This is a genomic window from Clostridium sp. FP2 (assembly GCF_011065955.2).
Lineage (GTDB): Bacteria > Bacillota > Clostridia > Clostridiales > Clostridiaceae > Clostridium_AD > Clostridium_AD tagluense.
In genome coordinates this window covers 2,657,167-2,683,803 of the sequence record NZ_JAAMNI020000001.1, presented here as the reverse complement: position 1 = coordinate 2,683,803, position 26,637 = coordinate 2,657,167, and the positions used below count along the sequence as shown (strand labels likewise).

Here is a 26,637-nt window from a genome sequence, read left to right as displayed (position 1 = left end):
CTTAGCCCGACGGGCTTGGTGAAGGAATGTGCTTTGGCGGTATATTTTGATTTTCTTGGTCGAAACATACACTTGCCTATATAGTTTGTCCCTTCTCAAAGGATTCTTCGGCCAATGCGAATGGCAACATTTTGTTATATGCTGTTCCGTAGCCACTAAATTTTTGATTTGTAACTAATCTAAAAACTGAATTTCTACTAAAATTATCATTACAGTAAAAAATTTTCTCTTTTAATGCTATATACTTATTTAATTGCATTTTTTACTCGTACATAACCAACCAGTAGGATGGTTAATATTATTCAATGCTTCAATAACTTTCTTTGAACACTCTTCAGTATTTTCAAAATAAGTATTGATTTCTATATCATATATTTCGTCCTTATGTACATATTCTAATTGTTGCTTTGCCTGTCCTATGGTTCTATCACCTCTGGCTTTTTCTCGTCGTTCCAATTCTTCTATAGAGCAATGCACACCGACAAATAAAACTGGATAATTTGATAAAACTTGAAAGCAATCATCTTTAGTAAAATTGTCATGCAAAATATGATCAACTATAAGATTAACACCTTTATCTGAAAACATTGCAATTGTACGATGAAAAAAGTACCCTGTTTCAACAGGTATTAAGTGATTATTTTTTCTATCTTCCATTCTATCTATAAAAATATCAAAATCATCTATACTCATGTGGAAATAATCTGGTAATAATTTAACTAATTCATTTGACAATGTTCCCTTTCCTGCACTTGAAACTCCATTTAAAAAAATAATTTTCCCCCTATTCATTTCCTTTCCTCCCGTTAATTTATATTTTTCAATAGAAAGATCATTCTACGCTTCTTTTATTTCAGGTAGGAGTAGCATATAACTTTCCTAACTCCCAACGTTCTTTCGCCTAGCGCGACCGCGCTTGGCGAAAGAATGTGTTTTGTTAGCAGATGGAATATTTTTACGATTATTTTTTCGATAGTTTTAATTTCCTCAATTCCTACTATTGCATCCCAATATACGAAGGATACGACATAACTGAAGCTAAAATTACGTTACTTCAACTCAACAAATTGGAATTTATCGAATTCCAGATTTAATAAAAGATATTAAATCCTCAACATTATCAAAATCATCATAATCTCCATTTATTCCTTCTCTATGATATATAATTCCCTTTTTTTCGTTTCTCTCTAAACAATCAAGGAACCCTTCAATTCCATATTTCTTAATAAACAAAGTAAATCCATAAGGTTTTATTTTTTTTAATAGCCCCTTATGACACTCTTCTTTGCATAAATAACAAGCAGTTATATCTTTTTTAACAGAACATTTACGATTTTCGCACCATTCTTTATCTGGACATTCACCTGAATTACAACCAGAACATTTTGTATTCTCTGAACACAGACAACAAGCAAGTCCACAACGTGCAATCCCTAATTCTCTTCTCATTTTAACACCTCTTCAAATTTGGAATTTATTACTTAATTTATAACATCTTGATATATTATATCCACTATTTTATTTAAACTTAATTCTTTATGCAGGCATATTTCAGGAATGATATCTAATAAATCTTTTTCATTCCACCATTCTCTCATTTCCTTTTCTCCAAATTCATGTGCTTTAGGCTTTTGTTTATGACGATTTAAAGTTTCTTCAAAAGGTATATCAAAGTAATATGCAAAAATTTGGTTGTTAAATTTATTTAGTAAATTTTCAAATGATTTTTTATACCACTTTGAATTTAAAATGCCTTCCAAAATTACTATATTGCAATGGCTTTTTCCGTATATTGCAAGTTCCGATAATAACTGACTTGCTTCTGGATTAGTTCCATCTTTCACAAATAGCATTTCTCTTCTAACGACATCTTGTGAAATTAGCATTGTCCCATGTCCAAATTTTCTTTGTAAAGCCTTGCCTGTAGTAGTCTTACCACTTCCAGAATTACCTCTTAGTATTATTAATTTTGCCACTCCATCCATCTGATATCTTCCCTTCTGAATTGAATAATTACTATTTATATTACTCAACCTTAAGTTGGAATTTATTTAGTATAAATAATAGCTTATAACTTGATATTTTTTAAAGCTTTTCTATATATAGCTGCTGTTTCTTGATAATCCATTAGGATTCCTTCTTCTCTCACAAAATTTTGATAACCTATTTTTTCTCCCTTTAACCTTGGGAAAAACTGAAAATGCAAATGATTTCTTTTACCATCACATATAGTACACATATATACTTTTTGTGCACTTAAAATCTCTTTATGTAATTTTATAGTAACATTTTATATTTTTAATATCTGTACACCTAAATCAAGTGGCATTTCAGAAATATCTTCATAATGTTCCTTTGAAACTGTAATTGTTTGTCCCGTTGCTCTTGGAAATTTTTCAAATTGACATCGCACCAATTCATCCTCATAAATAATTAAGCCATCATCAGGAAATATATTACCCGTAATAAAGTTTTGACATGAAAAGCATACTCCTTTTTCTTGGAATCTTTTTATTTTTTCTCTTCTTTGTTTCAAAAATAATTCATCATTTTCATCCAATTTTTTTACGTACATACTTATACTCCTCTTTATACAAATTTACTATTTACCTTTATGCCAATTATAAAAATTTGTTAGTTCTGCTTTACGTTCCTGTGGCAACGCTGTTTTCTTAACACCATGAATTGCACCTTCCAGTGCTAACAGTCTATGAATACATGCAGAAGCATCAATTTCTTGTATTTTCAGCCACGCTTGTTCTGCACCAATATCTTTTAATTCATCATGAGTAAATATACCTGCTTTATTCAACTGACTTTCAACTTCTTTTCCGATATCAGGTATTTTTGAAAATTATTCCATAATGAAACTTCCTTTCAAATTCCTATTTATTGAGTTGTTTACATCGTTCATAAGTCGCATTTTTATACAGATGCTCACTATTCTCTTTTTTAGTAACAGAACATAAACTTACGATAAAACATTCTTTCTGCTAACGTTTCGTGTTGCCGACGTTCAGAGCTGAAGTATGAAAAATTCACTTAATTTATAGAATTTTTTCGCAAAGCCTACTTTAACCAACACATGTAGCACTTATTATGATATAATAAAGGATCGCACATAAATCCATAATACATATAGATACTATTTAAGTTAATAGATGCAATATATTTCATGATTATGGAATATTAATTTCCAATAACAAACCTTAAATGGAATTATATTAAAGGGAGTCAACGCGTAAAATTTGTATATTTTAGAGTGTTTGCGAAAAAGTTTTTATCTGAAAACCATATAGCCATTGAATTTACTATATTTCAAAATTCATGCTTAAGCTCTGGCCGACGTTCCTGAACCTTAGCGCGATGCGCTTGGTGAAGGAATGTGCCTTGGCTATGGTTTATGATTTTATAAGTTTGAAATATGCACTTGCATGTATAGCTTGTCTTTACTCAAAGGACTCTCCAGCCAAGGCGAACGGCAACATTTTGTTGTATGCCGTTCCGTCAAAACTAAATTTTCGCTTACCTCTAAATTGAAAATTCCGATATATGCACGGTCTGTGAATTTCACATTTTATCTTATACTTTCTTTACTTAATAGGAATACACATTTATAAATCAAAAGTGTTTTCTATAACACCTGGTAATACACTATATATTGATTTTCCCATCCTCTCTTCAAAATATTGTTTGTTTTTGAAAGTTGCTCTCCATTTATTAATAATATGTCCATGTATCCCATGCCTTAATGCTACATCAACCATTCTCTTTTCCATTAAGCAAAACCCGCTTGGTAATGCTAGTGCATCACATAATTGTATCAATCTATCATAATCATCATATTCTGCGGACTCAATGTAATTTTTAATAAAACTGTATTCTTCATCGCTACAATAATCCCATCTTCCAAAACAAGTTCTTATATCTTGGCATTCAAATGAATGAGTTAAACAAACTTTTGCTAGTTTATAATACCCCTTTTCCATAGCAAAATTATAGCCGTGTAAAATATGTTTCATATATGAAACCCCAAATCTTACACCAATGTCATGCAGCATTCCTAGTACTAAAGCAACATCTGGGTTTAACCCTTTACAATTTTTTGCTATCAACTCTGCTGCTCTTCCTGCATTCATTGAATGCTCAATCCAAGGACCAGGATTTAATTTTTGTCCTTCTAGTAATAGTAATTTTGCCTCCTCTAGGGTTGGCACACCTTGTCCCAAATGATTTATCATAATTGTGCATCTCCTTTAATAACATTTATTAATAAGTACTAAGTAACTAATTTAGGAATGTCATATAACGTTTCGTGTTGCCGACGTTCCTGAACCTTAGCCCGACGGGCTTGGTGAAGGAATGTGCCTTGGCGTTGGTTTATGTTTTTCCTGGTTTGAAACATACTTAATTATATAACGATACCTTATAAAGGTACTCTCTAGCCAAGGCGAGCGGCAACATTTTGTTAGGCGCCGTCTTTTTTTTAGCGTTTGGCATTTTTTCTCTTAAATGGTTCACCAACTTCCTCAGAAATCAATAATGAATATGCTTTTGGTTTACGGTAAGCATTGCCCCAAACTTCACTTTTCCTATATTCTCTTAGCTCGTCGATGTTAAAGCATGCCATAAATATTCCTTCTTCTTCCCCTGCCTCAACAATCAGCGTATTTCTTGAAATCCATTTTTTTTCTTTTATTATTTCGCGAAATGAAACAACATCAAAAGCCATAGAGTGTCCATTACAAGTGCCTTTAGCATAATTGGTTAATGCGACACCTACCATGTTTTCATAAGCTCTTGTTCTTAACTGGCACTTCCTATTTTCATCAATTTCACAAGCATTAGGAATTAGGATTACTTCAGCACCTTTAAGCATTAAAATTCTTGCACTTTCAGGAAATTCTCGATCATAACATATCATCGCTCCAATTTTTACACTGCCAACAGAAGTATCCAAATCACAAGTGTAAAAATTATCACCAGGTGTGCAAAATGCTTCTGAGAAAAAATCGCAAGTATGTACTTTTGCATATGTAAGTGCAGAATTACCAAACCTATCAATTAAAGAAATTGTATTTCTAGGTAACCCTTTCCATCTCTCTAAATAGGTTATCCCAATTGCCATGTTCAGTTCTCTTGCTAGATTTTTAAAGCTTGTAAAAAACTCGTGATCTTGATCTACTGCTGCTTCTTTCCACTTTTCGACCTCTTCTATTGTTTCAGGAAGGGAATATCCGTTATTCCACATTTCAGGGAATAACGCAATATCAGCCCCCATTTTTTTTGCTAATCTACAATATTCATATCCTTTTTTCAAATTCTCTTTTGAATCACTATTTTGAATTAATTGTAACAATGCGACTTTTAAAATACCAATAAAACACACCTCCGAAATTAATGATATTCTAGTAAAGATGGCGCCTAACGTTCCTTGTTGCCGACGTTTTACAGCCTTAGTGCGACCGCACTTGGGCTGGAGAATGTGCCTTGGCGATGGGAAAACAACTAGTCTATATATAGATTATAAGTCATAAATTTACACATCGCTATATAAAAATAGTCCGTCAGCCAAGGCGAACGGCAACATTTTGTTATAGGTCGTTTTAGCTACTACACTTTGAGCAAGACCTACTCCACTTATTCTTGATTATGAGTCATACTACTTTTTTTTCATAATTATTGCTCTTTTCTACTTTATACTTTTAATAACAAATTCATGTGTACGTTCCGTTATAAAATCTAATTTCTCATACAAAAATTTTGCTGAATTTCCTTCAACTACCCAAAGATGCACTTTGCTACATCCTCTATCTAATAATTTATCAACAGCATAGCTTACTAAAGATTTCCCATATCCTTTACCTTGGTCCTCTACACTTACTGCAACTGCATCTATTTCATTACCTTCAAGTCTAACAACTGCTACTATTTTATTACTATCACGTAATACAAATATATTTTCTGCATTTTCTTTATATTCCTTTCTTTCTTCTTCACTTGGAAGGCTCAATGTAGACTCTAAACCCACCAATAAGCGCATTTTATGAAAAGATTCACTAAACACCTTTTGACATTCACCATAATATTTATCTTCATAATTTATAATTTCATGATTGGCTACTGCCAGTTTACCACCAGTATAAGTCATAAAATTAGAATAAAACCAATGCTTGTATCCATTTTTATATAAAAATGATTTTTCTAGTTCATTAGCTTTAAAATCACATACTACTTCCTCAACTCCAACATTTCGCATGCTCTCCTCTATTGATTTTATGAGCATACTTCCAATTCCTTCTTTTCTTTTTGATGCTTTCACATATAAAGTCATACTAGTTGTCTTACTTTCACCACTAAATACACCTACAGCAAGGACTCCATACTCCCCTTTAACAATCAGCCCATACTGTGGCCACCTATCTAAACATCCAACTATATCTTCTCTTACAAAACTATTATCTGTAATAAAATCACTTATTACAGACTTATATTTATTTTTATACTCTTTAATAGATAACTCCATCATTTAATCTCCCCCTTACAATATAAAATTATAACTAATTCACCATATTCTACAGCTGTGTCTTAAGAGATCATTCCAGTTGACTTATGAGCAATTACTTTTTTGTTCTAAATTACGTCGTTTCTTGTTGCCGACGTTCCTGAACCCTAGCGTGACGACTTGGTGAAGGAATGTGCCTTGGCGGTTGTTTCAGAATTATCTTTGTTTGAAAAATACATTTAAGTGAATAACCTGTCCTCATTCAAAGTACTCTCCAGCCAAGGCGAATGGCAACATTTTGTTATATAAAGTCACCTAGCCCTTTAATTTTTTCCTTAAAAGATTTTTTTCTTCCATCCTTATATATATTATCGCTTAACCAAGCGCCCCACTCTTTATAATTACATGAATTTTCACTTTGAAGATATGTAAAAATTTTTTCTGCTAATATTGCACCAATAACATAATTATGAACATATACGGGATCAATACTTCTAAATGTATCTGATGCCCACATAGAAGGATTATTTATTTCAATTCCTAACTTACTATAATGTTTTATATATAATTCTTCAGCAATCTCTGGATTTTGCCACAAATCAAATTCATATAATGAACTAATAGCACAACGTGTATACTCTAAGGTCATAATTTCAAATATCTTTTCTCGGTCTGTTTTATTTAAGATTAATAACATAGGAGCAATATATTCTATAACAACAGCCATTGCTTCATCATGGCTTGGTGGTAAAATTTTATATATTCCTTCTTCTTTATTTAATGAATATAAAATCGCGTGTCCCATTTCATGAAACAATGTCCTTAAATTATTTAGAGACTTAATAGGCTCAACCACTATTCTTATATCATTTGGTGATAATTCAGACGCACATCCAGCATATCCTTTTTCCATAAAACTTATTTGTATTTTTCCCTTTATTTCATCAAAACCAAAAGTTTTTAGTAATTGATTTACTAGCTCAATAGGATTATATTGATTTTTTGTAACACCTATTCTACTTAAATCACTAAACCAAGTTTCCCACTTTATATTATATTTTTTTATTATTTCAATAGCTTTAGGTAGGTTACTTTCTAAAAATCCATTCAAGGAATGAACTAAATTATCTTTATCTATCTCCTCTGTTATTAATACTAGCTCAGGATAAGAATCAAATCCCATTTGTTTAGATAAAGCATTTCTTGTGTTCATCAACTTTTTAACATCATCTTTCATTTTGTAAGATAAAGCTAATTTATATTGATATCTATCTGCTTTTATATCTTCGGAAATATTATCGCTATAATTATCTAAATTATCAATGCGATTTCTAATTTCTGATACCAAAGGCTCTTTATCTACTAAATCCTTTTGCATTAGTAACGAAGCTATTTTGCTTTTTCTATCTATGGGTTGTACTTCTTTATTAAATAGTTTCACTGTATCATATATCTCTGCATCTATTTGAGATAAGTTATAATTTTCATTTTCAAAATAGTTACACCATTGTGCCCTTTGTATTTTCCAATATTTGTTCATATAGTCCTTCTCGAATTCTATTAACACACTAACCACTCCTTTTAGGTGATTTCATATAAATTGTCACCCCAATAGGTATATTCCATGTTTTATCATTTGCATTCCATTTATGCCCTTTTATACTTTTAACTTTAGCTATTCTTTCTTGTGAATAATCGAATGATACAGCTAATTCATTTTCATGTTTTGATATATTTACAATCATCGCAATACCTTTTTTTATATCGCAAGAACATATGTTCTTAAAATGTTAATTGCCATGCCGTAAACATATTATACCATTATTTTAATTTTATGTGTATTTATTTATGATATTTCATCTATTATTGATTTAATATGTAATTATAAGTAATATTTAAACTCGTAATTATATAAAAAATACCGTCCACCCAAGGTGAACGGTGATGATTTAATTTTGTTAAAGCTATTTTTTATAAATTAATACTATTATACTTATATATTTATATAAAATATTATCAATATATACTAATTTAATATTTTTTAATTCGTTCCTCTTTCGATATAAATTTATAATTTTGAAAAACCTGAACCCTCTCTTCTGGGATAAGTGGACCAATTACTTTGATTTTCCTTTTTCCTGTATTTAAAATATTATCACATCAAGGTTTTGGACGTCCTCCACTTAACTGTTGAAGCATGCATTGAGAAACACTATATACAATTTTAGATATCCTCCCATTTTATCGCTCCGGCACACATAACGCATGGTTCTATACTTGTATAAAGGGTATGCCCTTCAAGTGAAAAATTATTAGATAATCTACAATATTCACTAATAAGACTCAATTCCGCATGAGATGTTGGGTCACAATTGGTGATTAAATTGGCTTTGCAAATGTACATTTTTTATTATTTAACGAATTTTCTAAGCGAATTCTTAAGTCTACCATCCATTCAGGTTCATTATTCCATTTTTCTTCTACAGAGAGAAGCAATCGCACATATCCATATAAATCACTATATCTTCTGAATATAGGTAATAATTTAAGCATATCATCGGAAATATCATACTCGCCGCGATAGCCTTTGATAAATTGATTTATTGCAGGGCCTACTTGTTCTTCTAGCATATCCTCTGTAATTTCGTCTATTGATATTTGAATATCCAGTGCATACCAATGATACATTGCATCATCAAAATCTATAGGGTTATATCTTTTCGTAACTTCATCATAAAATACGTTGTCAGGTTCAAAGTCATAATGAATAAGTCCAAAATTCTCTTTTGTAGTAGGCAGCTTTAAAAAGTAATCTTTAAGCATATAGAGCTCACTTTTAGCAGCGGTTTCATCTGGAAAAGCTGATAATACATCTTCCATCCAGTCTATTTTTTCTTTCCAGTCATTACGTTTATTATTTACTGGTTTATATTCACTGCTTAGTTTATGCAATTTTCCGAGTGTTTTACCTAATCCGAAGATAATATCATCTGTCAAAGGGATTTCACTTATTTGTTTACCAGATGCTTTCTTAAATGCAACCGCATAGTATATCCCCCAAGGTGTATTTACTTCTTCAAGTTCGTTACCAGCTTTAGATAATATAGTGTCTACTGCAGGATAGCCACTATTTCTTAAAAATCTTAAAAAATCAAGTTCAGCAAGGATGCTTTCCTTGGATTTTTCTTCAGCAGATGCAAATCTAAGAAAAAAAGTATTACCTTGATTTCTACACCAATAAACTGCATTTGATGAGATCCTATAATAATTTAATAAATCAGAATCTACATTATCACTTTCCCAATTACTAAGTACCATATGGGCTAAATCTTTATTATTAAACAAATACTTTAATTTTAACATTCAACATAACCTCTTTTCTTATTTATTTTATTTAATTTATTTTTTCTACTGTTGTCATAGCATTTTCTAGTATCTTTTAGAGTCTTCAATTCATTCAATTGGCTTTTGTAGCTATTGAATCTTTCAATAGTTAACTTTCCATCTTCAAGGGCTGTCTTAATTGCACAGCCATCTTCTTTTTCATGAGCACAATCCCTGTATCTACATTGATCAGTTAAAGAGTAGATATCTTGAAAACTTTCAGAAAGTATATCTTCATCAGCCCATAGCTGTAGTTCTACCACTTTTCATTTTTCTTCCGCCTGATATAGCAAGTTTACGAGCAAATTAACTTTTTCTTGGTAATACAGCGTATATAACAGCCTCAGTATCATTAACCATTTTAATTGCCACCCAATCACCAACTGCTGGATAATCTTTTTTCACATCTGCATTATACATAAACTTACCGCTCAATTTACCATTGAAACTTCCTTCTTCAGAACATACAATATAGTTCCCTTTGTGCTGATTTATGACTCTTGCGGCACAAAACCCTTTGTATAAATAGGGTTCAAATTTTTTTTGAAAATACGTATTCCATCCTAACTTTTCTAAACTCATAAAATCTCCTTCTCTGTTGCACTCCAAAATTGGTTTGCTGAATTTTAAGCTTAATGTGAGTTTGAGATAAAGTTACTATGAAGGTTCGAATAAATTAGCATTACCTTCACCTTATAAATTGAAAAACATTTCATAAAAAAGTATATAAAAATACCACAGCAGGATTAACCTACTGTGGTATACCTAATATTTGGGCACAAAAAATACACGCTAACCCGTACCGTGCAATTTAATGCTAACTATTAAGGCTGAAAGGTTAAATCAAAGTTGTTCAATAGGCATAACAAATAAAAGGTACACTAAGTACTCTTTAAAAACCTTTTGAACCTATATGCAATTATTTCGAAAACACCTCATATAACTTTTGCATAAAAAAAGATCCACTCCTTTCGCCTCAGTTTACTGTTAAACTTTAACCATAATATAACATATGTTTAATTAAAATACAATAAAATCTTAACACTTGAATATTTACAATATATTACTTACCCCTATTTCTTTTCAATAACAATATGTTCAGTTTCATCTTTGTTTTTATTCATTTGCATAATCATATTTTTAAATTTCTCCGCTACTTCCTCTTTTTCTATTAATAATTTATTAATTCTATCATTAAAGCTTTCTTGCAATTCCTGTATTTTTAATTGTTGTTCCTCTTTTAATTTTAAAATTTCTTTCTCCATTTGGAAACTTGTTCTTTCCCTCTGCATTTCAATATCTTGATTAGCTTTAATTTCAAGTTCATCTATTTTACTTTTGTTTATTTGCTTTAACTCATCTATCTGTTTTATTAATCTAGCTTCTTCATCATTTTTATTTGCTAACTCATTCGTTAATTTCATATATTCATTTGTTGATTTATCCTGCTCTGTTTTAAGCTTTACAATTTCATCTTTGTATTTAATATATTTTTCATTGGTTTCTGTTAGTTTTAAAATTTTTTCCTCCTGCATATTATTAAGGGTTTTTAAACTCTTAATACTTTCTTGTAGGTCTTTACTTATATGCTTTGCATCAGATAGGTCTTTTTCCAGAGCGTTTATTTTTTTATTCTCTTCTTTTAACAATGTAATCTCTTCTTTTAGTTTTTGAAGGTCGTTATTCTTATCTACTAGCTCATTTCTATGAATATTTTTTACTTCTAAGGCTTTAATATTATTTCTTTCTACTATGTTTATGTATATATCCGCCATTCTACTGGTTATTGTTTGTAACTCCTTTATATCCTCGGACATATTACTGTCTTCTTCTCTTGCTCTATTTAATTCGTAGTATTTAACTACTTGCTCCATGAGTTCCTTATTGTTTATACCTTCACTTTGGGCCAATTCGTTAAACTTTTGTTTTAATTCATCACTTATTCTTACGCTTAATATTGCATCCATTTCTTAATTCCTCTCTTAGTTCAGTATTTTCTATGATTAATAGAATAAATTTAATCTTTTTTTGTAACTAAATTCCATTTATACTTGAATACGTCTACCACTTGCTAAAATATTTATATAAACACTATAATTGCTAGCATATTTGGGTTCAATAATTTATTTATACCAATAATTGAAAAACGCTTAGTATATTATATAAAATTCATTATTGTAAACATTAGTATACACATGTATACAGACTATTTATGTACGTATACATATTGTTTACTTTATAAGTATACCATAAAACTTAAAAAAATACATGTAAAATCAGTAAAAAAGCATGATTTAAAGTAAAAACAAAACCATTCAATATAACTTTTATTATATTGAATGGTTATTTTGAAGCATATGATGAAAATTTATAAGTATTATTAATTTACTAATATATTAAATCAATAATTCCGTAAAAAAAAATATATATAGTAGTTTAAAACTTTGTACTCAAAAAGAGGAAGTGCCTTATAATAGACTATTTAAACAGATTTATGGATGAAACTATAAATACTGAAGAAGAATTTTTGAACTCCTTATACAATCCTTATAATTACCTAGTATTATAAAACTATAGCAAATGAAAGGACGATTAATAATGGATAATATAAGTTGATTTGATAATATTTTGACGTTATACTGTTTATTGACATCAGAAAGGAGTGATGAACATGGCAAAAATTTTGGTTATTGATGATGAGCCAGATATTCTGGCTTTAATTAAAAATATTCTTCAGAAAGATAATCATTTAGTAACTACAGTTGTAAATCCTGAAAAAATTTTAACTAACGAATTCATAAATTTTGATTTGATTTTACTGGATGTTATGATGCCGGGTATGGATGGCTTTACTTTTTGTCTAAATATTCGAGACATTGTGGACTGTCCAATTATTTTTCTTACCGCAAAGACCACTGAAATAGATATCATGTATGGTTTAGGGATTGGTGCTGATGATTACATTACGAAACCATTTGGCATGGGGGAATTAAGAGCTAGAGTAAATGCTTACTTAAGGCGGGAAAACCGTGAAAAACGCAGTACTCTTTGCGTATCTGGAGTAAGGTTTGATTTAGCTGGTAAGGAAATTTTAGGGGCTGATAAGAAAATTCCCTTAACAAAAAGTGAATATAACATCTGCGAGTTTCTTGCCAGAAATCAAGGACAGGTTTTTTCAAAGGATAAAATATACGAAGCCGTTTATGGGTATGATGGTGAAAGCGATAGTTCAGCTATTACTGAACATATTAAAAATATAAGGGCAAAGCTGGCTATTTTTGAACTGTTGCCCATTGAGACTGTTTGGGGGATAGGATACAAATGGAAATAAAGAAAAAAGCTTTTACCCTAAAGATAGTCTTTTTTAAGTATCTATTAACTTTAGGAGTTGCATTTATTCTTTTCGTCGGACTATATGCTGTAATTATAGATCTATGCACAAGAAATGGTGTGATTCTTATACCGAGTTATAGTGAGGATTTGGCACGGCGAGCAAAACCGTTGCTTGCTAAAGCACCAAAAATTACAGAGAATATGATACCCTATGGATGTAAATTTGCTGTTTTCGATAAAAAATATAAAGTTGTAAAAACAAATTTAGAAGGTCAGACCTTACTGAGTGCAACAGAATATGCTAAGGGTACTTACCCTAAAAGTGGTAGTAAAAAAAGCTATTATTTTATTGAAAGGCAAGATGGTTTTTGTGTTTTGCAATACTATGTTCAAATGAGCTACAGGTCTGATTTTTTAAATCAACATTTTCTATCTCCGGAAACCATTATGATTATAACCTTTATAATCTTATATTTTTCCATTGTTTTAATCATTACCACTATTTATGCAAAGAATCTAAATAAACATCTAAGGCCCCTTTTGCAAGCTACTGAAAAAATTAAGGAACAGGATTTGAACTTTGACATAAAATATTCAGGAATCAAAGAATTCAATGATGTGCTTTTATCAATATCGGAGATGAAAACAGAATTAAATAAGTCTTTGAAGCAGCAATGGAATCTTGAACAAGCAAAGAAAGAGCAGATTTCCGCTCTTGCCCACGACCTTAAAACCCCATTAACCATTATCAGTGGAAATGCTGAATTACTGTTTGATTCAATATTAAATAAGGAGCAGCAAGAATATACTGATTATATTTTAAAAAATACTGGGCAAATCCAGAAGTATATTAAAACATTGATTGAAATTTCAAATTCAGAAAAAGCTCTTTTCTTACAACCAGAAAAGATAGATTCCGAAAATTTTATTAATATAATTCACAATCAGCTTGAAGCACTTGCAAATACCAAGGAACTTAAAATTGAATTTACTAAAACTGATATTCCTAGGTCAATTATGGTTGATAAGTCTCTGCTTTACCGTGCCATTATGAATGTCATTTCAAATGCCGTGGATTATTCCCCTAATAGCGGAAAAATTTATTTTGAAGTGAAATCTTTGGATAATGAAATCCACTTCATTACAATAGACAGTGGTAAAGGTCTTTCAAGGGAGGATATCAAATCTGCCACAAAACAATTTTATATTGGCGATAGTAGCCGAACATCGAAAATTCATTTTGGGATAGGTTTGTACATTACCCAATCATTTGTAAACCTTCATGGTGGAAGCCTCCATATCGGTAACTCATCTGTCACTGGTGGTGCAGAGATAACAATAGCGATTCCAATTTTCAAATAGGATAATGGAGGCTTTTGCAAAAAAACATAAGTTTAGAATGAAAATACTGAAAAATCGGTGTTTTTAATAATATTTCAGAAGAAAAGCCCCCACTCCTCTATAGGGTAGATTATATTATAAGTGGGGGCTAACAAGTAATAATTGATATATAAATAATAAGTGTGCTTCAATTATGATTCATTAACTATCCTACAATTATTCTCCATTTCATTTATAGTATGTGCCTTTTTCTTTTTTTATTGCTTATTAATTATTGTTTTTTTCCTATACTCATCATTCTTGGACTCAATACTGGCTGATTTTCCATAAGTTTTGCAATTTCCATTAGCCTTTCTTTCTTTATTGGATTATCTAGACATTTACCCAAATCTCTAATATTCCAAGCAGTTCCTAGTATTCCAACTGTTTTTTCCACTTTAAAACCACTTTCTACTAACTCTTGTTCTATTTCTTCTGGCAAGTGAAAATACGCTTTTAAAAATGATTTTATTTTAGGCGGATTATTATCCCTTACTCCTGTTAAAATTTCATTTTTAATAACTGAAAAATAGATATCATCAAAAATCAAACTTTCAGATATTCCATAATTCATGCCTGCGTATCTTGTTATTGTAAATGCAAGAAGTTTTCCTTCTTTTTTTAAGACTCTATAGGCTTCTTTTAGAACATTTATTCTATCATTTTTGTCTGCTAGATGATATAAAGGTCCATGAAGTATTACTAAATCTGCTGAATTATCTTTAAAAGGTAATTTTCTTGCATCTGCAACAATGCAACTTCTTAGTGGTTTATGATTCATAGCTTTTTTATTAGCGATTTCAATATGTTTTGGTGTAATATCAATTAAATGTACATTATAGCCCAAATCCGCGAGCCAAAATGAATATGGACCAGTTGCTCCTCCAATATCATAAATTTCAATATCTTTATTTTTACAGTTTTCTAAAATTAATTTTTGTGTGTATTCTTTTTCAAATCTTCCAAAATCATCTTTTAGTCTATTTTCTTCTTCAAAATCTACATAATTTTCAATGATTTCCTTTGAAATGTTATCCATTTGCATACACCCCTTTTTTTATTTATTTAATTTTGTTCTCTTATACTCTAATTTACAAATACATCTTTAAAGTCTACCTATTTCTACGTTATTATTACAGTATTTCATTGCTTCTTTATTTATCAAGTTCATATAGGACAACTTCCGCTTGATTAATTGTTAATATATAGAAATAAGCAAAAAAACTCTCACCCCCAAGATTTTATAATCTTAGGGACGAGAGTAATATTCGCGGTGCCACCCTAGTTCGTTAATATGTTACCATGTTAACCTCTTCAAGTACGGTATTATTTATACTTATACTTTAGTTCTATAACGTGAACATACGTCACTGCCTCCCCTTTAGAAAGATTCGGAGTGAAGCTCAAAGGCTTGTTTCACTAAATGATTCTTTGCTCCATTTCAGCTACGGGAGCTCTCTTTAAAAGAAGTCATTTAATTACTCTTCTTATCATCGCAATTGCTTATATTGTTTTTTTTTGTATTATTTTACATTATAGTACAACATAAATTTAAAATCAATAGAAAAATTAAAAAATATGAAAACTTGTTTTTCACCAACACTTAACTGCTCAAATTTTCAACATAATTACAGTTAAGTTATTTTTGTAATTTTCCGACTTAATAATTATTCGTTGTTTCAATTTTATGGATTTACTGATAAACTTAGTATATAATTATCATTACAAAACGTTTACAAAATCATGTAAATTGTAATGTACTAATTTATCAGTAAAATATACTTATGCAGAGGTATAGGGCAATTAATAATTGCCAATACACTAAAAGAAATATGGGGGGATAATTTAATGAAAGTTTCAATGTCGAGTTTTTTAATGAATCAAAAACCTATTTTGAAAAAAATAGTAAACCTTCTTTCTGAAAACTATAAATATGTATCAATTTTAGGCACAGATACTAAAGGCAAAATATATAACGTACAAAAAACTGGTATAGATTTAAGCGACTCACACTGGTGTGAACGTGGTTTTGTTATAAGGGTTCATAACGGTATAAACTATTCTGAGTTTTCTTTTAATGAAATCAATGAAAATAACTTAAATACTATAGTGGATGAAATACACTTAAAAATGGCCAAAACTCTTGAAAGACTAAAAAATGCCTCAATAACTATAAATACTTATGAATTAATAGAGGAAGCTTTAATCAAAGAGCAGTTTTTAGGTGAAGTCACTACTCTTCCTTCAAGTTTAACGTCAAAAGAAAAAATAGAGAAAATGTGTTTTATTAAAGATTCTGCTTTAAGTTATTCAGATTTACTTGTAGATTTTAAGGTAACTTATCATGAGGTTCACGTTTCAAAAATATTTATTTCTAATAATAAAGAACTAGAACAATCCTATATATGGAGCGAAGGATATTTGGTAAGTATAGTCCGTAGAGATGAAAATACTAAATATGCCCATGCATCTTTCTCTGGTTTAAAGGCAGTAGAATTAATTGATGAAATGGAAAATAGCATAGAAAAAGTGATAGATACTAGTATAAAACTTTTAGATGCGAGGAGCGTAATACCAGGCGAATATGAAGTAATATGTTCTCCTGAAATATCAGGGTTAATTGCTCATGAAGCTTTTGGCCATGGAGTAGAAATGGACATGTTCGTCAAAAAAAGAGCAAAATCTATGGAATATCTAGGTAAAAGCGTGGCATCAGAATTAGTTACAATGCATGACGGCGCTGCAGCTGCTAGTAATATGTCTTCTTATTTGTTTGATGATGAAGGAGTCCTTGGAACAGATACTATTGTTATAGAAAAAGGTCAACTTAAAACTGGAATTTCTGATATATTATCGGCTCTTAAGCTAGGAACTACACCTACTGGTAATGGTAAAAGAGAATCTTTTGAAAGAAAAGCTTATGCAAGAATGACTAATACCTTCTTTACTGCGGGAAATGATACTTTAGAAGATATGATAGCATCTATCAAACACGGGTACATTTTAGACGGTACCATGAGTGGCATGGAAGACCCTAAGAATTGGGGAATCCAATGTATGATACTTCAAGGTAGTGAGATTAAAGATGGAAGATTAACGGGCAAAATAATCTCTCCTGTAATTATGACAGGATATGTGCCTGATGTTTTAAAATCCATATCTATGCTATCAGAAACCGTGGAACTTTCTGGTTCTGGTGCTTGTGGCAAAGGTTATAAGGAATGGGTTAAGGTTTCAGATGGTGGCCCATATATCAAAGCAAAAGTGAGGTTAGGATAATGATAGAAAGAATAAAAAAACTAATTGCTGAATCTGTAAAATTGAATAGTTTAGAAAAAGATAGTATTAAAATGGATGGTTTTAAAATAATAGAAAATAAAATAACTGCAAATGAACTTTTCTTTGTAAAAAAAGGATTAGATATGTATAGAGCTAAAGATGTTCAAAATTTTAATATAACAATCTATAAAAACTTCACGGAAGAAGATGTAATGTATACAGGCTCCTCTTCAGCTATAATTCATCCTACTATGAGTGATGAAGAAATCCTTCAGGTTATTGAAGAAGTTTCCTTCGCAGCAAGCTTTATAAAAAACAAATATTATCCTTTGGTAGAACCTTCTAATAAAGTTCAGCAGGAAATAACAAGTAATTTTTCTGAGAAACCACTTAGCGAATGGCTTCCTACATTAACTGATGCAATCTACAATTCAGATACTTGTGATAAAGGAGGTATAAATTCTTCTGAAATCTTCCTTAATAAAGTTTATACACGTATTGTAAGTTCTACTGGAATAGATGTATCTTTCACCACATATAAGGGGGAAATTGAATTTATAACCAATTGGAAGGAAGATACTGAAGAAATCGAACTGTACACGCACCTAGATTTTTCAGACATGGATTATGATTTGATAGATGAAAAAGTAAAAGAGATGCTTATTATTAGCAAAGAAAAAGCCATTGCATCCCCTACTCCAGCACTTGAAAAGTACAACATATTACTTAATGGAACCCCAGTAATAGAATTATTAAACTATTACGTGTCACAAGCTTCTGCTAAAACTGTATACAATAGAATGTCTACTGCAAAACTTGGTGAGAACATTCAAGGTGATGATGCACAGGGTGACTTAATAACCCTTACTTTAGATCCTTTTATGAAAAACTCAACCAACTCTTCCCCTTATGATTCTAATGGTTTTCCTGTGAATTCTGTTAAGATATTTAATAGTGGTGTTTTAAATAGATATCATGGAGATTTGCGTCATTGCCATTATTTAAATATAGAGCCTACAGGCAATATATCAAACTTTATTATTGAAGGTGGAAAACATTCCATAGCAGATTTTAAAATGGATCCATACCTAGAAATAATAGCTTTTTCCGATTTCCAAATGGACACTTTAACAGGCGATTTTGCTGGAGAAATTAGGCTAGGCTGGGTTTTTGATGGTACAACCACTACCCCAGTTACAGGTGGTTCCGTGTCAGGTAATATTAAAAAACTTCAAAAGCAAATGTATTTATCAAAAGAAATGCAAAAGGATAATAACTTTATAGGACCTAAAATTGTTAAACTATTAGATGTAAGTGTAGCTGGAATAGCATAAAACTTTGCTTTTTATGAACATTAACAGCAGCTTTATCATAGAATTTAATAATAGTAATTTTATGGAGCGTAATATGGAATTTTTTAAAACAAGCAAGTATTCTAGAATAAATGCTGTTAATTATGCAAGGACCTATGCACTACATCCAAACCCTAGCTTTAGGTACTTCCCTCTTATTGATAATGAGACAAGTGGGGATTGTGCAAATTTTATATCTCAGTGCCTACTAGCTGGTGGAGCACCTATGATTTATAATGGCTCACATCCTTGGTGGTACAACAAGGCTAATACCTTAAGTACAAAGGATGACACCTGGTCTGTGACCTGGACTGTAGCACATTCCCTTTATTGGACATTAAAGGTTAATGAGCAATCTAGTGCCACCGCAATTAAGGGTCTTGAAATATATGATACTAGTTTGCTTGAATTAGGCGATTTGATATTTTTCGAAGGTAATAATGGAAATATATTTCACTCAGCTATTATTACCTCTTTTAGATATGGGCAGCCTTTAGTTTCTCATCATTCTTTTGAGGCCTTAGATATATATTATAAAAATTCTTGGCCAGCAAAGCGTGTTCATTTTTTTAAAATAAGTTTGTAAAAATTATAATTGTATACTTTAGATACACATAAAAAATAACAAGTCAAAAATGCTAGCATAATGACTTGTTATTTTTTCTATGTAAATTTCAAACCAACGTTATAATTTCAATATTATAACGTTAAATATATTTGTTTTAAACGTTGTATTTTAACTTAATAGTACTTATAATAGTAGTATAGCATAAATTTGGAGGTGAATTGTTTGACTAATAAAACTACAATAGCAGATATAGCATCGGCTTTAGATATCTCAGCAATATCTGTGAGCAGAGCGCTATCAGGCAAAAATGGAGTTGGAGAAGAATTAAGAGAAAAAATCACACTTAAAGCAAAAGAAATGGGATATAAAAAGTCTATAAACAAAAATACTTATAAGATTTTGGTACTTCATCAAAGACCTCTTATCCAAGATAATAGTAATTTTACTTATATGATACAGGGAATTGAACGTGCTCTTCAAAATAAGGATATATCTTATCACACAGAATTTGTCGATAAAAGTAACCAAGATAAGATGCAACTTCCATTTAAATTATTAAAAGAGAATAATTTTAACGGTCTAATTTTCATTGGGAAATTTGATGATAATTATGTTGGTTTTCTAAAAGACAAAATTAAAAATTACATTTTTTATACAGGATATTCTCCCTCTTGCGATGTTGACAGTGTTTGGTTTAATTATAATAATGGTGGATATAAGCAATGCGAGTATTTAATTAAAAAAGGACATGTGGATATTGGTTTTTTAGGAAGGCGCAGTATTTTGTTTCGGAATAAAGAAAAGGTACTTGGAATAACTTCAGCTCTTGAAGACTATGAAATACCTATTCAAAGTGAATTCTTTACTTATATTGAAGAGAATTTCGAAGAAAATTTTGAAGCCTCAGTTATGAATTTACTAAAAGCTAAACATAGGCCCTCAGCAATTATATGCCAAGGAGACTTTATAGCTGTGAAATTAATTAATCTCCTTTATAAAAAAGGAATCAAAGTTCCAGAGGATATTTCTATTATTAGTAGTGGCAATACTGAAATGGCGTCGCTAACTATGCCTCCCCTTACAACTTTAGATTTAAACATTGAATATTCCTGTGAAATAGCAGTGGAGCTCCTTTTGAAAAGGATTAATAACCCTGATAAACCTTGTGAATGCATAACTATAAACAGCACTTTAATTTCAAGAGAATCTGTTAAAAACTTAACCACGTTTTAGCATTCAAGGTGATGATTAATTAAAATTTGTAAAGGAGAGAATTAAATGGGAAAGAGCATAATAGTAGATTTTATTAAAAAGCACAAAATATCATATATTATTGGCATTCTATTTATGTTTTTAACATCTTATATTCAGTCGTTTTTTCCTAGAGTTCTAGGTGATACCATTGATATATTAGGAAGGTCTAATTTTAATTTAAGTCTTGTGAAGATCAAAATAGTATACATACTTTTAATTACTACGGGCACTTTTATAAGTACTTATGCATGGAGAAATCTAATTGTAGTAAATGGTAGAAATCTTGAATGTCATCTTCGTGAAAAATTATATAATCATTTTCAAAAACTATCTCCAGAGTTTTATAACAAAAGGAAAACCGGAGATTTAATCGCTTACGCTATAAATGATATTTCTGCTGTAAGAATGACTTTGGGGCCAGCAACAGCCATGATAATAAATGGCATTGCTATCTGTAGCGTTTCTATATATTCCATGTCAAAGATTATGAATCTAAAATTCACTTTAATGATATTAATGCCAATTCCCTTTATCATATTTTTCATGCTAAAAATAGGAGGACTAGTTCAAAAGCGATTTAGAGTTGTTCAAGAGAACTTTGCATCTATATCTGGCAGAGTTCAAGAAAATATATATGGAATTAGAGTTATAAAGTCTTACGTTCAGGAAGAAGCTGAGGCTGAGAAGTTTGAGATATTAAATGATGCAATGATGGACTCTAACATTAGTATGGTAAAAGTATCTGCCTCGCTCTCCCCTGTAATTGAGATTTCTTTTAGTATAAGCTTTGTTATGAACCTTATCATAGGTGGAAATATGGTGTTAAATGGAGGCATAACTCTTGGTGATTTTATCGCCTTTAATGGATATTTGATCATGATTATGAGACCTATAATTTCCATTGGAAGAGTTATAAATATAGTTCAAAGAGGTATTGCTTCAATAAAAAGATTAGATGAAATATTTAATGTAAACCCCGAAATTTGCGATGGAGAGAAAATGATAAGTACTAATATTGAGGGTGAAATAGAATTTAAGAATCTGAGCTTTTCTTATACAGGTTCTGACAAAAATGCTTTGCAAAACATTAACCTTAAAATACCTAAGGGCTATACCATTGGAATCACAGGAAAAACCGGTTCGGGGAAAACCACCCTAGTAAACTTATTATTAAAGCTTTATATGTCATCACCAGAAGAAATATTTATTGACTCAGTAGACATAAATGACTATAACCTTGCAACACTTAGAAGTAGCATTGGGTATGTGCCCCAAGACAACTTCTTGTTTTCAGCATCTATTAAAGAAAATATAAAATTTTTCAAGGATATATACACAGATGACCAAATTGAAAAGGCTGCGATTATAAGTTCTATATATGAAAGCATTATGGATTTTCCCAAGGGCTTTGATACCAACCTTTCCGAACGTGGTGTTAATTTATCAGGTGGTGAAAAACAACGTATTTCTATAGCAAGGGCCATAATTCGTGATCCGTCAATACTAATTTTAGATGACTCACTATCGGCTGTGGACACTATTACTGAATCTAAGTTACTTAAAAATATAAAAAAGTGCAGAGGTGGAAAAACCACAATAATTGTTGCTCATAGAATTTCCACAATAAAAGACGCTGATTTTATTATAGTCTTAGATGAAGGCAATATATGCGAAAATGGAACTCATAATGAACTCATAAAGAAGGGAGGCCTATATTATGAAACCTACAAATCTCAACATGAAGAGATTGAAAAAAAATCAGAGTGGGAAGTTTCATAAAATCAATAGTATTAAAAGACTCTTATCCTTGACAAAACCATACCTTAATAAGATAATTTTAGCTGCATTATGTGTAATGATTGTAAATGCAGCAGAACTTTTAAAACCATATATATTAAAGCTTGTTATTGATGATTTTTTAATAAAGAGAATATCACAAAAGGGTATCTATTCTATAACATCTATGGGGCTATTATATTTTGCTGTTGTTGCTATTGGTGGGTTATCTTCTTTTGCGCAAGTTAATTTAATAAATAAAGCTGGTCAGGAGATTATGAGAAATTTAAGAAGAAGAGTATTTAGAACAATACAATTTCTTCCACTATCCTATCTTGATAAAACTTCCTCAGGAAGACTCATAACTAGAGCCACAAATGATGTGGAAGCACTAAGTGAAATGTATACTGATGTAATTATTAGTCTATTTAAAGATGTTTTCTTACTTATAGGGATAGTATATGTTATGCTTGCTCTTGATGTAAAATTAGCTCTTATATCATTTTCTGTGGTTCCTATGATGTTTTTTATTATTTTTCTTTTGAAAAATAAGATTAAGAATAATTTTTCAAAAATGAAAAGTCTAATAGGCAGAATTAATGGATTTATGGCTGAGAACATTTCAGGAATGAAAATCATACAAATATTCACAGGTGAAAAAGAAAAAAATAATGAGTTTCTAAAATTAAATGGCGAGTATTTAAAAAGCACATTATTTCAAGTTAGGATGAACAGTATATTAAGACCCGCAGCGGATGTTTTCCAAAACCTTGCAGTAGCAATTATACTATGGTATTCCATGAGCAAAATTGCAAATCATACTATAGAGATAGGTGTGCTTTTCGCTTTTACAACCTATATAAAACAATTTTTTAATCCAATTTCTGATCTTGCGGATAACTATACTACTATCCAATCTGCTTTGGTTTCTGCAGAACGGATTTTTGAACTCCTAGATGAGGAAGATTCTCTTGAAGATTTAGATGAGGGCAGGAGCATTGAAAATTTACAGGGAGATATAGAATTTAAGAATGTATGGTTTTCCTATAATAATTCAGATTGGACATTAAAGAATCTTTGTTTTAAAGTTAAAAAGGGAGAAACTGTTGCTTTTATAGGAGAAACTGGTGCTGGAAAAACTACGATAATAAGCCTCATAAGTGGATTTTATAAAATTCAAAAAGGTGAGATACTAATAGATGGAATTAACATTAATGATATAAAAAAAAGGGACTTAAGAAAAGCTATATCCGTTGTGCTTCAAGATGTATTTTTATTTTCAGGAGATATAAAATCTAATGTTATATTAAATGATAATATAAGTGAAAAAATATTAACCAAGTCCCTTAAAACTACCTGTGCCTTAGACTTTGTAAATGGACTGACCGGGGGAATACACTCACCTGTTATGGAAAGAGGCGCAACTTTTTCATCAGGGCAGAAGCAGCTTTTATCATTTTCTAGAGCTCTCGCTCATTCACCATCCATATTTATATTAGATGAAGCTACAGCCAACATAGATACACATACTGAAAAGCTAATACAAAAGGTAATTGAAGAAATGGCTCAAGATAGGACCACACTTATTATTGCACATAGGTTATCAACCATACGAAATGCAGATAAAATAGTGGTGCTAAAACATGGAGAAATTATAGAAGTAGGAAATCACCATGAGCTTATGGGTCGTGGTGGATATTATAAAGATATGATACAAGATGATACAAAGATTGCAAACTAATATAAAAGCGGTATGAAAATGCTGCTTTATAGAATGTTTATAGATTTGTGTAAATAACTTTAAAGTGTATATCTAATTAGAAATTAGTATGGGAATTTACTGCTGTACTAATTTTTTACTTTTTAGTGTGGTAAAATAAAAAATATAGCAAGATTTACATCTCTGTAAGGCTTGCTATATCAACATTTGGTGACTCCTAGGGAAATTGAACCCCTGAGCAGAGCTGAAGCATGAAATTTGAAACCTAGTAATTTCAACGATTGTAATGAGTTATTAAAAAAACTTTTTCGTGAAGACTTTAATATATAAAAAATTTACACCTTAATACAATGGTTTAAAATTACAAATTCGGTCTTTAAGTGCAGTGTTTTCTCGCAAAACAAGAGAATTATTTACATGTATTTACTTAAATGATATATGTATGTATTCATAATTAATACATAACTTTTAATTATATCATAAAAAATTCTATTTGTGTTGATGAATGACGTTTTCACGAAAAAAAACATTAAATTAAATTAGTTTTTTCATGCTTCAGCTCTGACCCCTGAGTCGTTAATTTGACTTTTATAACTTTCTGAAATCTGCTATAACTTATGTATATCAGGCCTTCCAAGGGTATAACATTCTAAACCTTTCTAACACTTATGTGGAAAAATAAATGAAAAAATCGTAATAACTTCTCTTGGCATTATTAAGAATAATGGGTAGTTGAAGAATATATAAAAACACAGAATTACTCCATTACTTTAGTAATTCTAACAGTTGTTTGTGTCGTCCGTTATGAAAGATGCGAACTAAGCATGACTCTCAACCACAATAAATGGTACCATCATCTCCTGCTTGGTCATTCCTGCATGATTTGATAAGAACCGTTTTGATTTAGGACTGTAGGCAATGCCTTGGTCCCCAATGGCAACTGCCAAAAAATCACCAATAAACTCCTCAAATTTTCTATGGGCTTGACCCTCTCCAAATAAATTTCCTTCTAAGACTTCCGCTTTGGAAAACAATAAAAAATCCTTGCCAAAGGCTTTGTAAAATTCCTCTTTAAACATTTCTCTAAACTCCTCTTTTACATAAAAACAGGTGGCTCTACTTTCAATAGAAATTGGTCTTACTAACATCTTTAAAAGATGAGGATGTTCGCTAACAAACCTATAGTTCAAATTAATATGCCCATGGTCTGCGGTTACAATAACAATAGTATCCTTTAGCACCTGGCACGTTTTTTCTACTCCCTCATTTAGTTCTTTCACCCATGAAGTTACTTCACTACTATAGCAGCCATATTCATGCATAGCAGCATCAGGTTGTGGGAAGTATGCATAAATATACTTGTTTCCAGCAAGATTACAAAGTCTTTCTACCTCTTCAAACATTTCAATATGTGATGAAACTTTATTGGTGCCAAAAGGTGATACACTGTAAGCTGTAGCATTACCAGTTTCATTGATAATATCATATACGCTTTTATAAGGGATTATTTTTCCAGCCACATGATAATCAGCAGCTTTTTCATCACTATCTCCCAGCGTGTTAATAAAAGCATTCACAATCTTATCTATTTCGCTAAAATATAAACTCCAGCCAAGCCACCCATGTTCCTTAGGCGTCAATCCACTTTCAATAGAAGTTGTTGCCGCAGTTGTGGTGGGTGGAAACACTGTAGATATTTCTGACACAAAATGCCTTCTCAAAAAACTTCCTTTATCAAGATGGTTTTCTAAGGCATCTACGCCTAGACCATCTAATAACATGACCACAACATTTTTATGATTTTTCTTTAAATAGTTATCAAATATTGTTAAAGTTTCATGATGGTTTTCTGCTCCATAATGTTTCAGTACTGAGCAAGCTAAATTCACGATAGAATTATTATAGTCTGGATGTTTTATGTCCATAAAGTGCCTCCAATCGTCTTCTTCAGATTTTGCATTTTGTTCTAACTGATTCCCAATGTGCCATTGTATATAAATAAGCTTGATTATAAACAAGCGTTCTCTTTCCCATTATCTTTATACCCCTATTAGTAAACCCAGTAGATATTAAAATAATTTTTTGC

At 30.8% G+C, this 26,637-nt stretch carries 27 protein-coding genes and 1 other annotated feature; of the genes, 8 read left to right on the top strand and 19 right to left on the bottom strand.

Translation table 11 applies throughout. The features are described from left to right. Window positions 1-76: 76 nt before the first annotated feature. The 17 genes from G9F71_RS12785 to G9F71_RS12705 all read right to left on the bottom strand — a co-directional run bounded on the left by G9F71_RS12785 (window position 77) and on the right by G9F71_RS12705 (window position 11,856). Window positions 77-259 carry a hypothetical protein gene (locus G9F71_RS12785; protein WP_164947843.1) on the bottom strand — a complete coding sequence of 61 codons (183 nt, stop codon included), beginning with the start codon at window positions 257-259 and terminating at the stop codon, window positions 77-79. Next, window positions 250-792, bottom strand: a complete 543-nt coding sequence (locus G9F71_RS12780; RefSeq protein ID WP_164947842.1) for a chloramphenicol phosphotransferase CPT family protein — start codon at window positions 790-792, stop codon at window positions 250-252. The genes G9F71_RS12785 and G9F71_RS12780 overlap by 10 nt, the downstream gene beginning before the upstream one ends. Window positions 793-1,074: 282 nt before the next feature. Further along, window positions 1,075-1,449: a DUF3795 domain-containing protein gene (locus tag G9F71_RS12775; protein WP_164951571.1), complete on the bottom strand. Its 375-nt coding sequence runs from the start codon at window positions 1,447-1,449 to the stop codon at window positions 1,075-1,077. 32 nt (window positions 1,450-1,481) lie between these two features. Next, window positions 1,482-1,985 carry a kinase gene (locus tag G9F71_RS12770; protein ID WP_164951572.1) on the bottom strand — a complete coding sequence of 168 codons (504 nt, stop codon included), beginning with the start codon at window positions 1,983-1,985 and terminating at the stop codon, window positions 1,482-1,484. 83 nt (window positions 1,986-2,068) lie between these two features. Beyond that, window positions 2,069-2,239 carry a hypothetical protein gene (locus G9F71_RS12765; protein ID WP_224626369.1) on the bottom strand — a complete coding sequence of 57 codons (171 nt, stop codon included), beginning with the start codon at window positions 2,237-2,239 and terminating at the stop codon, window positions 2,069-2,071. A 51-nt stretch (window positions 2,240-2,290) separates the two neighbouring features. Then, complete coding sequence (locus G9F71_RS12760) at window positions 2,291-2,575, bottom strand: hypothetical protein (protein ID WP_224617551.1); 285 nt, start codon at window positions 2,573-2,575, stop codon at window positions 2,291-2,293. A 27-nt stretch (window positions 2,576-2,602) separates the two neighbouring features. Next, window positions 2,603-2,845: a TfoX/Sxy family protein gene (locus tag G9F71_RS12755; RefSeq protein ID WP_164951598.1), complete on the bottom strand. Its 243-nt coding sequence runs from the start codon at window positions 2,843-2,845 to the stop codon at window positions 2,603-2,605. 769 nt (window positions 2,846-3,614) lie between these two features. Beyond that, entirely contained in the window at window positions 3,615-4,241 is a 627-nt protein-coding gene (locus tag G9F71_RS12750; protein ID WP_164951573.1) for an HD domain-containing protein, read from the bottom strand. 245 nt (window positions 4,242-4,486) lie between these two features. Further along, window positions 4,487-5,359: a carbon-nitrogen hydrolase family protein gene (locus G9F71_RS12745; protein ID WP_263488223.1), complete on the bottom strand. Its 873-nt coding sequence runs from the start codon at window positions 5,357-5,359 to the stop codon at window positions 4,487-4,489. Between the two features lie 333 nt (window positions 5,360-5,692). Continuing rightward, window positions 5,693-6,529 (bottom strand): GNAT family N-acetyltransferase, encoded by an 837-nt coding sequence (locus G9F71_RS12740; RefSeq protein ID WP_164951574.1) that lies wholly within the window; start codon window positions 6,527-6,529, stop codon window positions 5,693-5,695. Window positions 6,530-6,806: 277 nt separating this feature from the next. Then, window positions 6,807-8,072, bottom strand: a complete 1,266-nt coding sequence (locus G9F71_RS12735; protein ID WP_164951575.1) for a hypothetical protein — start codon at window positions 8,070-8,072, stop codon at window positions 6,807-6,809. Between the two features lies 1 nt (window position 8,073). After that, window positions 8,074-8,250 carry a hypothetical protein gene (locus G9F71_RS12730; protein ID WP_164951576.1) on the bottom strand — a complete coding sequence of 59 codons (177 nt, stop codon included), beginning with the start codon at window positions 8,248-8,250 and terminating at the stop codon, window positions 8,074-8,076. 479 nt (window positions 8,251-8,729) lie between these two features. Then, window positions 8,730-8,909, bottom strand: coding sequence for a deaminase (locus G9F71_RS27775; RefSeq protein ID WP_164951577.1), 180 nt, complete (start codon window positions 8,907-8,909; stop codon window positions 8,730-8,732). Further along, the gene (locus G9F71_RS12720) at window positions 8,885-9,868 is read right to left on the bottom strand and encodes a phosphotransferase enzyme family protein (RefSeq protein ID WP_164951578.1); all 984 of its coding nucleotides are present in this window, start codon (window positions 9,866-9,868) and stop codon (window positions 8,885-8,887) included. Before G9F71_RS12720 ends, G9F71_RS27775 begins: the two co-directional genes overlap by 25 nt. Continuing rightward, window positions 9,862-10,152, bottom strand: a complete 291-nt coding sequence (locus tag G9F71_RS12715; RefSeq protein ID WP_164951579.1) for a hypothetical protein — start codon at window positions 10,150-10,152, stop codon at window positions 9,862-9,864. The genes G9F71_RS12720 and G9F71_RS12715 overlap by 7 nt, the downstream gene beginning before the upstream one ends. A gap of 43 nt (window positions 10,153-10,195) precedes the next feature. After that, window positions 10,196-10,471: a hypothetical protein gene (locus G9F71_RS12710; protein ID WP_164951580.1), complete on the bottom strand. Its 276-nt coding sequence runs from the start codon at window positions 10,469-10,471 to the stop codon at window positions 10,196-10,198. A 491-nt stretch (window positions 10,472-10,962) separates the two neighbouring features. After that, window positions 10,963-11,856: a hypothetical protein gene (locus G9F71_RS12705; RefSeq protein ID WP_164951581.1), complete on the bottom strand. Its 894-nt coding sequence runs from the start codon at window positions 11,854-11,856 to the stop codon at window positions 10,963-10,965. 704 nt (window positions 11,857-12,560) lie between these two features. Between G9F71_RS12705 and G9F71_RS12700 the strand changes: the two genes are divergently transcribed. Both G9F71_RS12700 and G9F71_RS12695 read left to right on the top strand, forming a co-directional pair. Further along, window positions 12,561-13,220, top strand: a complete 660-nt coding sequence (locus tag G9F71_RS12700) for a response regulator transcription factor (protein WP_164951582.1) — start codon at window positions 12,561-12,563, stop codon at window positions 13,218-13,220. After that, window positions 13,211-14,584 carry a sensor histidine kinase gene (locus G9F71_RS12695; RefSeq protein ID WP_164951583.1) on the top strand — a complete coding sequence of 458 codons (1,374 nt, stop codon included), beginning with the start codon at window positions 13,211-13,213 and terminating at the stop codon, window positions 14,582-14,584. The genes G9F71_RS12700 and G9F71_RS12695 overlap by 10 nt, the downstream gene beginning before the upstream one ends. Before the next feature lie 250 nt (window positions 14,585-14,834). On the opposite strand, the gene G9F71_RS12690 is transcribed toward G9F71_RS12695, so the two are convergent. Further along, entirely contained in the window at window positions 14,835-15,641 is an 807-nt protein-coding gene (locus G9F71_RS12690) for a class I SAM-dependent methyltransferase (protein WP_164951584.1), read from the bottom strand. 209 nt (window positions 15,642-15,850) lie between these two features. Further along, window positions 15,851-16,105: a binding site (T-box leader), on the bottom strand. Between the two features lie 345 nt (window positions 16,106-16,450). On the opposite strand from G9F71_RS12690, the gene G9F71_RS12685 reads away from it, so the two are divergent. The 6 genes from G9F71_RS12685 to G9F71_RS12660 all read left to right on the top strand — a co-directional run bounded on the left by G9F71_RS12685 (window position 16,451) and on the right by G9F71_RS12660 (window position 24,572). Continuing rightward, on the top strand, window positions 16,451-17,881 hold the full coding sequence (locus tag G9F71_RS12685) for a TldD/PmbA family protein (RefSeq protein WP_164951585.1): 1,431 nt from the start codon (window positions 16,451-16,453) through the stop codon (window positions 17,879-17,881). After that, window positions 17,881-19,215, top strand: a complete 1,335-nt coding sequence (locus G9F71_RS12680; RefSeq protein ID WP_164951586.1) for a metallopeptidase TldD-related protein — start codon at window positions 17,881-17,883, stop codon at window positions 19,213-19,215. Before G9F71_RS12685 ends, G9F71_RS12680 begins: the two co-directional genes overlap by 1 nt. Before the next feature lie 73 nt (window positions 19,216-19,288). Then, a complete protein-coding gene (locus G9F71_RS12675) occupies window positions 19,289-19,819 on the top strand; it encodes an amidase domain-containing protein (RefSeq protein ID WP_164951587.1) in 531 nt (176 codons plus the stop codon). Between the two features lie 204 nt (window positions 19,820-20,023). Next, entirely contained in the window at window positions 20,024-21,034 is a 1,011-nt protein-coding gene (locus G9F71_RS12670; RefSeq protein ID WP_164951588.1) for a LacI family DNA-binding transcriptional regulator, read from the top strand. 45 nt (window positions 21,035-21,079) lie between these two features. Continuing rightward, window positions 21,080-22,834, top strand: a complete 1,755-nt coding sequence (locus G9F71_RS12665; RefSeq protein ID WP_164951589.1) for an ABC transporter ATP-binding protein — start codon at window positions 21,080-21,082, stop codon at window positions 22,832-22,834. Next, complete coding sequence (locus tag G9F71_RS12660; RefSeq protein ID WP_164951590.1) at window positions 22,773-24,572, top strand: ABC transporter ATP-binding protein; 1,800 nt, start codon at window positions 22,773-22,775, stop codon at window positions 24,570-24,572. The genes G9F71_RS12665 and G9F71_RS12660 overlap by 62 nt, the downstream gene beginning before the upstream one ends. Before the next feature lie 797 nt (window positions 24,573-25,369). Here the strand turns inward: G9F71_RS12660 and G9F71_RS12655 are convergent. Continuing rightward, window positions 25,370-26,476 carry an alkaline phosphatase family protein gene (locus G9F71_RS12655; protein ID WP_164951591.1) on the bottom strand — a complete coding sequence of 369 codons (1,107 nt, stop codon included), beginning with the start codon at window positions 26,474-26,476 and terminating at the stop codon, window positions 25,370-25,372. Between the last annotated feature and the right edge of the window lie 161 nt (window positions 26,477-26,637).

Coding starts and splice junctions, on each gene's coding strand:
- G9F71_RS27775 (WP_164951577.1), bottom strand. CDS start 8,909: ATGTACATTTGCAAAGCCAATTTAATCACCAATTGTGACCCAACATCT.
- G9F71_RS12775 (WP_164951571.1), bottom strand. CDS start 1,449: ATGAGAAGAGAATTAGGGATTGCACGTTGTGGACTTGCTTGTTGTCTG.
- G9F71_RS12740 (WP_164951574.1), bottom strand. CDS start 6,529: ATGATGGAGTTATCTATTAAAGAGTATAAAAATAAATATAAGTCTGTA.
- G9F71_RS12750 (WP_164951573.1), bottom strand. CDS start 4,241: ATGATAAATCATTTGGGACAAGGTGTGCCAACCCTAGAGGAGGCAAAA.
- G9F71_RS12675 (WP_164951587.1), top strand. CDS start 19,289: ATGGAATTTTTTAAAACAAGCAAGTATTCTAGAATAAATGCTGTTAAT.
- G9F71_RS12785 (WP_164947843.1), bottom strand. CDS start 259: ATGCAATTAAATAAGTATATAGCATTAAAAGAGAAAATTTTTTACTGT.
- G9F71_RS12655 (WP_164951591.1), bottom strand. CDS start 26,476: ATGGACATAAAACATCCAGACTATAATAATTCTATCGTGAATTTAGCT.
- G9F71_RS12765 (WP_224626369.1), bottom strand. CDS start 2,239: ATGTGTACTATATGTGATGGTAAAAGAAATCATTTGCATTTTCAGTTT.
- G9F71_RS12705 (WP_164951581.1), bottom strand. CDS start 11,856: ATGGATGCAATATTAAGCGTAAGAATAAGTGATGAATTAAAACAAAAG.
- G9F71_RS12770 (WP_164951572.1), bottom strand. CDS start 1,985: ATGGATGGAGTGGCAAAATTAATAATACTAAGAGGTAATTCTGGAAGT.
- G9F71_RS12720 (WP_164951578.1), bottom strand. CDS start 9,868: ATGTTAAAATTAAAGTATTTGTTTAATAATAAAGATTTAGCCCATATG.
- G9F71_RS12700 (WP_164951582.1), top strand. CDS start 12,561: ATGGCAAAAATTTTGGTTATTGATGATGAGCCAGATATTCTGGCTTTA.
- G9F71_RS12780 (WP_164947842.1), bottom strand. CDS start 792: ATGAATAGGGGGAAAATTATTTTTTTAAATGGAGTTTCAAGTGCAGGA.
- G9F71_RS12695 (WP_164951583.1), top strand. CDS start 13,211: ATGGAAATAAAGAAAAAAGCTTTTACCCTAAAGATAGTCTTTTTTAAG.
- G9F71_RS12690 (WP_164951584.1), bottom strand. CDS start 15,641: ATGGATAACATTTCAAAGGAAATCATTGAAAATTATGTAGATTTTGAA.
- G9F71_RS12660 (WP_164951590.1), top strand. CDS start 22,773: ATGAAACCTACAAATCTCAACATGAAGAGATTGAAAAAAAATCAGAGT.
- G9F71_RS12685 (WP_164951585.1), top strand. CDS start 16,451: ATGAAAGTTTCAATGTCGAGTTTTTTAATGAATCAAAAACCTATTTTG.
- G9F71_RS12730 (WP_164951576.1), bottom strand. CDS start 8,250: ATGATTGTAAATATATCAAAACATGAAAATGAATTAGCTGTATCATTC.
- G9F71_RS12710 (WP_164951580.1), bottom strand. CDS start 10,471: ATGAGTTTAGAAAAGTTAGGATGGAATACGTATTTTCAAAAAAAATTT.
- G9F71_RS12760 (WP_224617551.1), bottom strand. CDS start 2,575: ATGTACGTAAAAAAATTGGATGAAAATGATGAATTATTTTTGAAACAA.
- G9F71_RS12665 (WP_164951589.1), top strand. CDS start 21,080: ATGGGAAAGAGCATAATAGTAGATTTTATTAAAAAGCACAAAATATCA.
- G9F71_RS12680 (WP_164951586.1), top strand. CDS start 17,881: ATGATAGAAAGAATAAAAAAACTAATTGCTGAATCTGTAAAATTGAAT.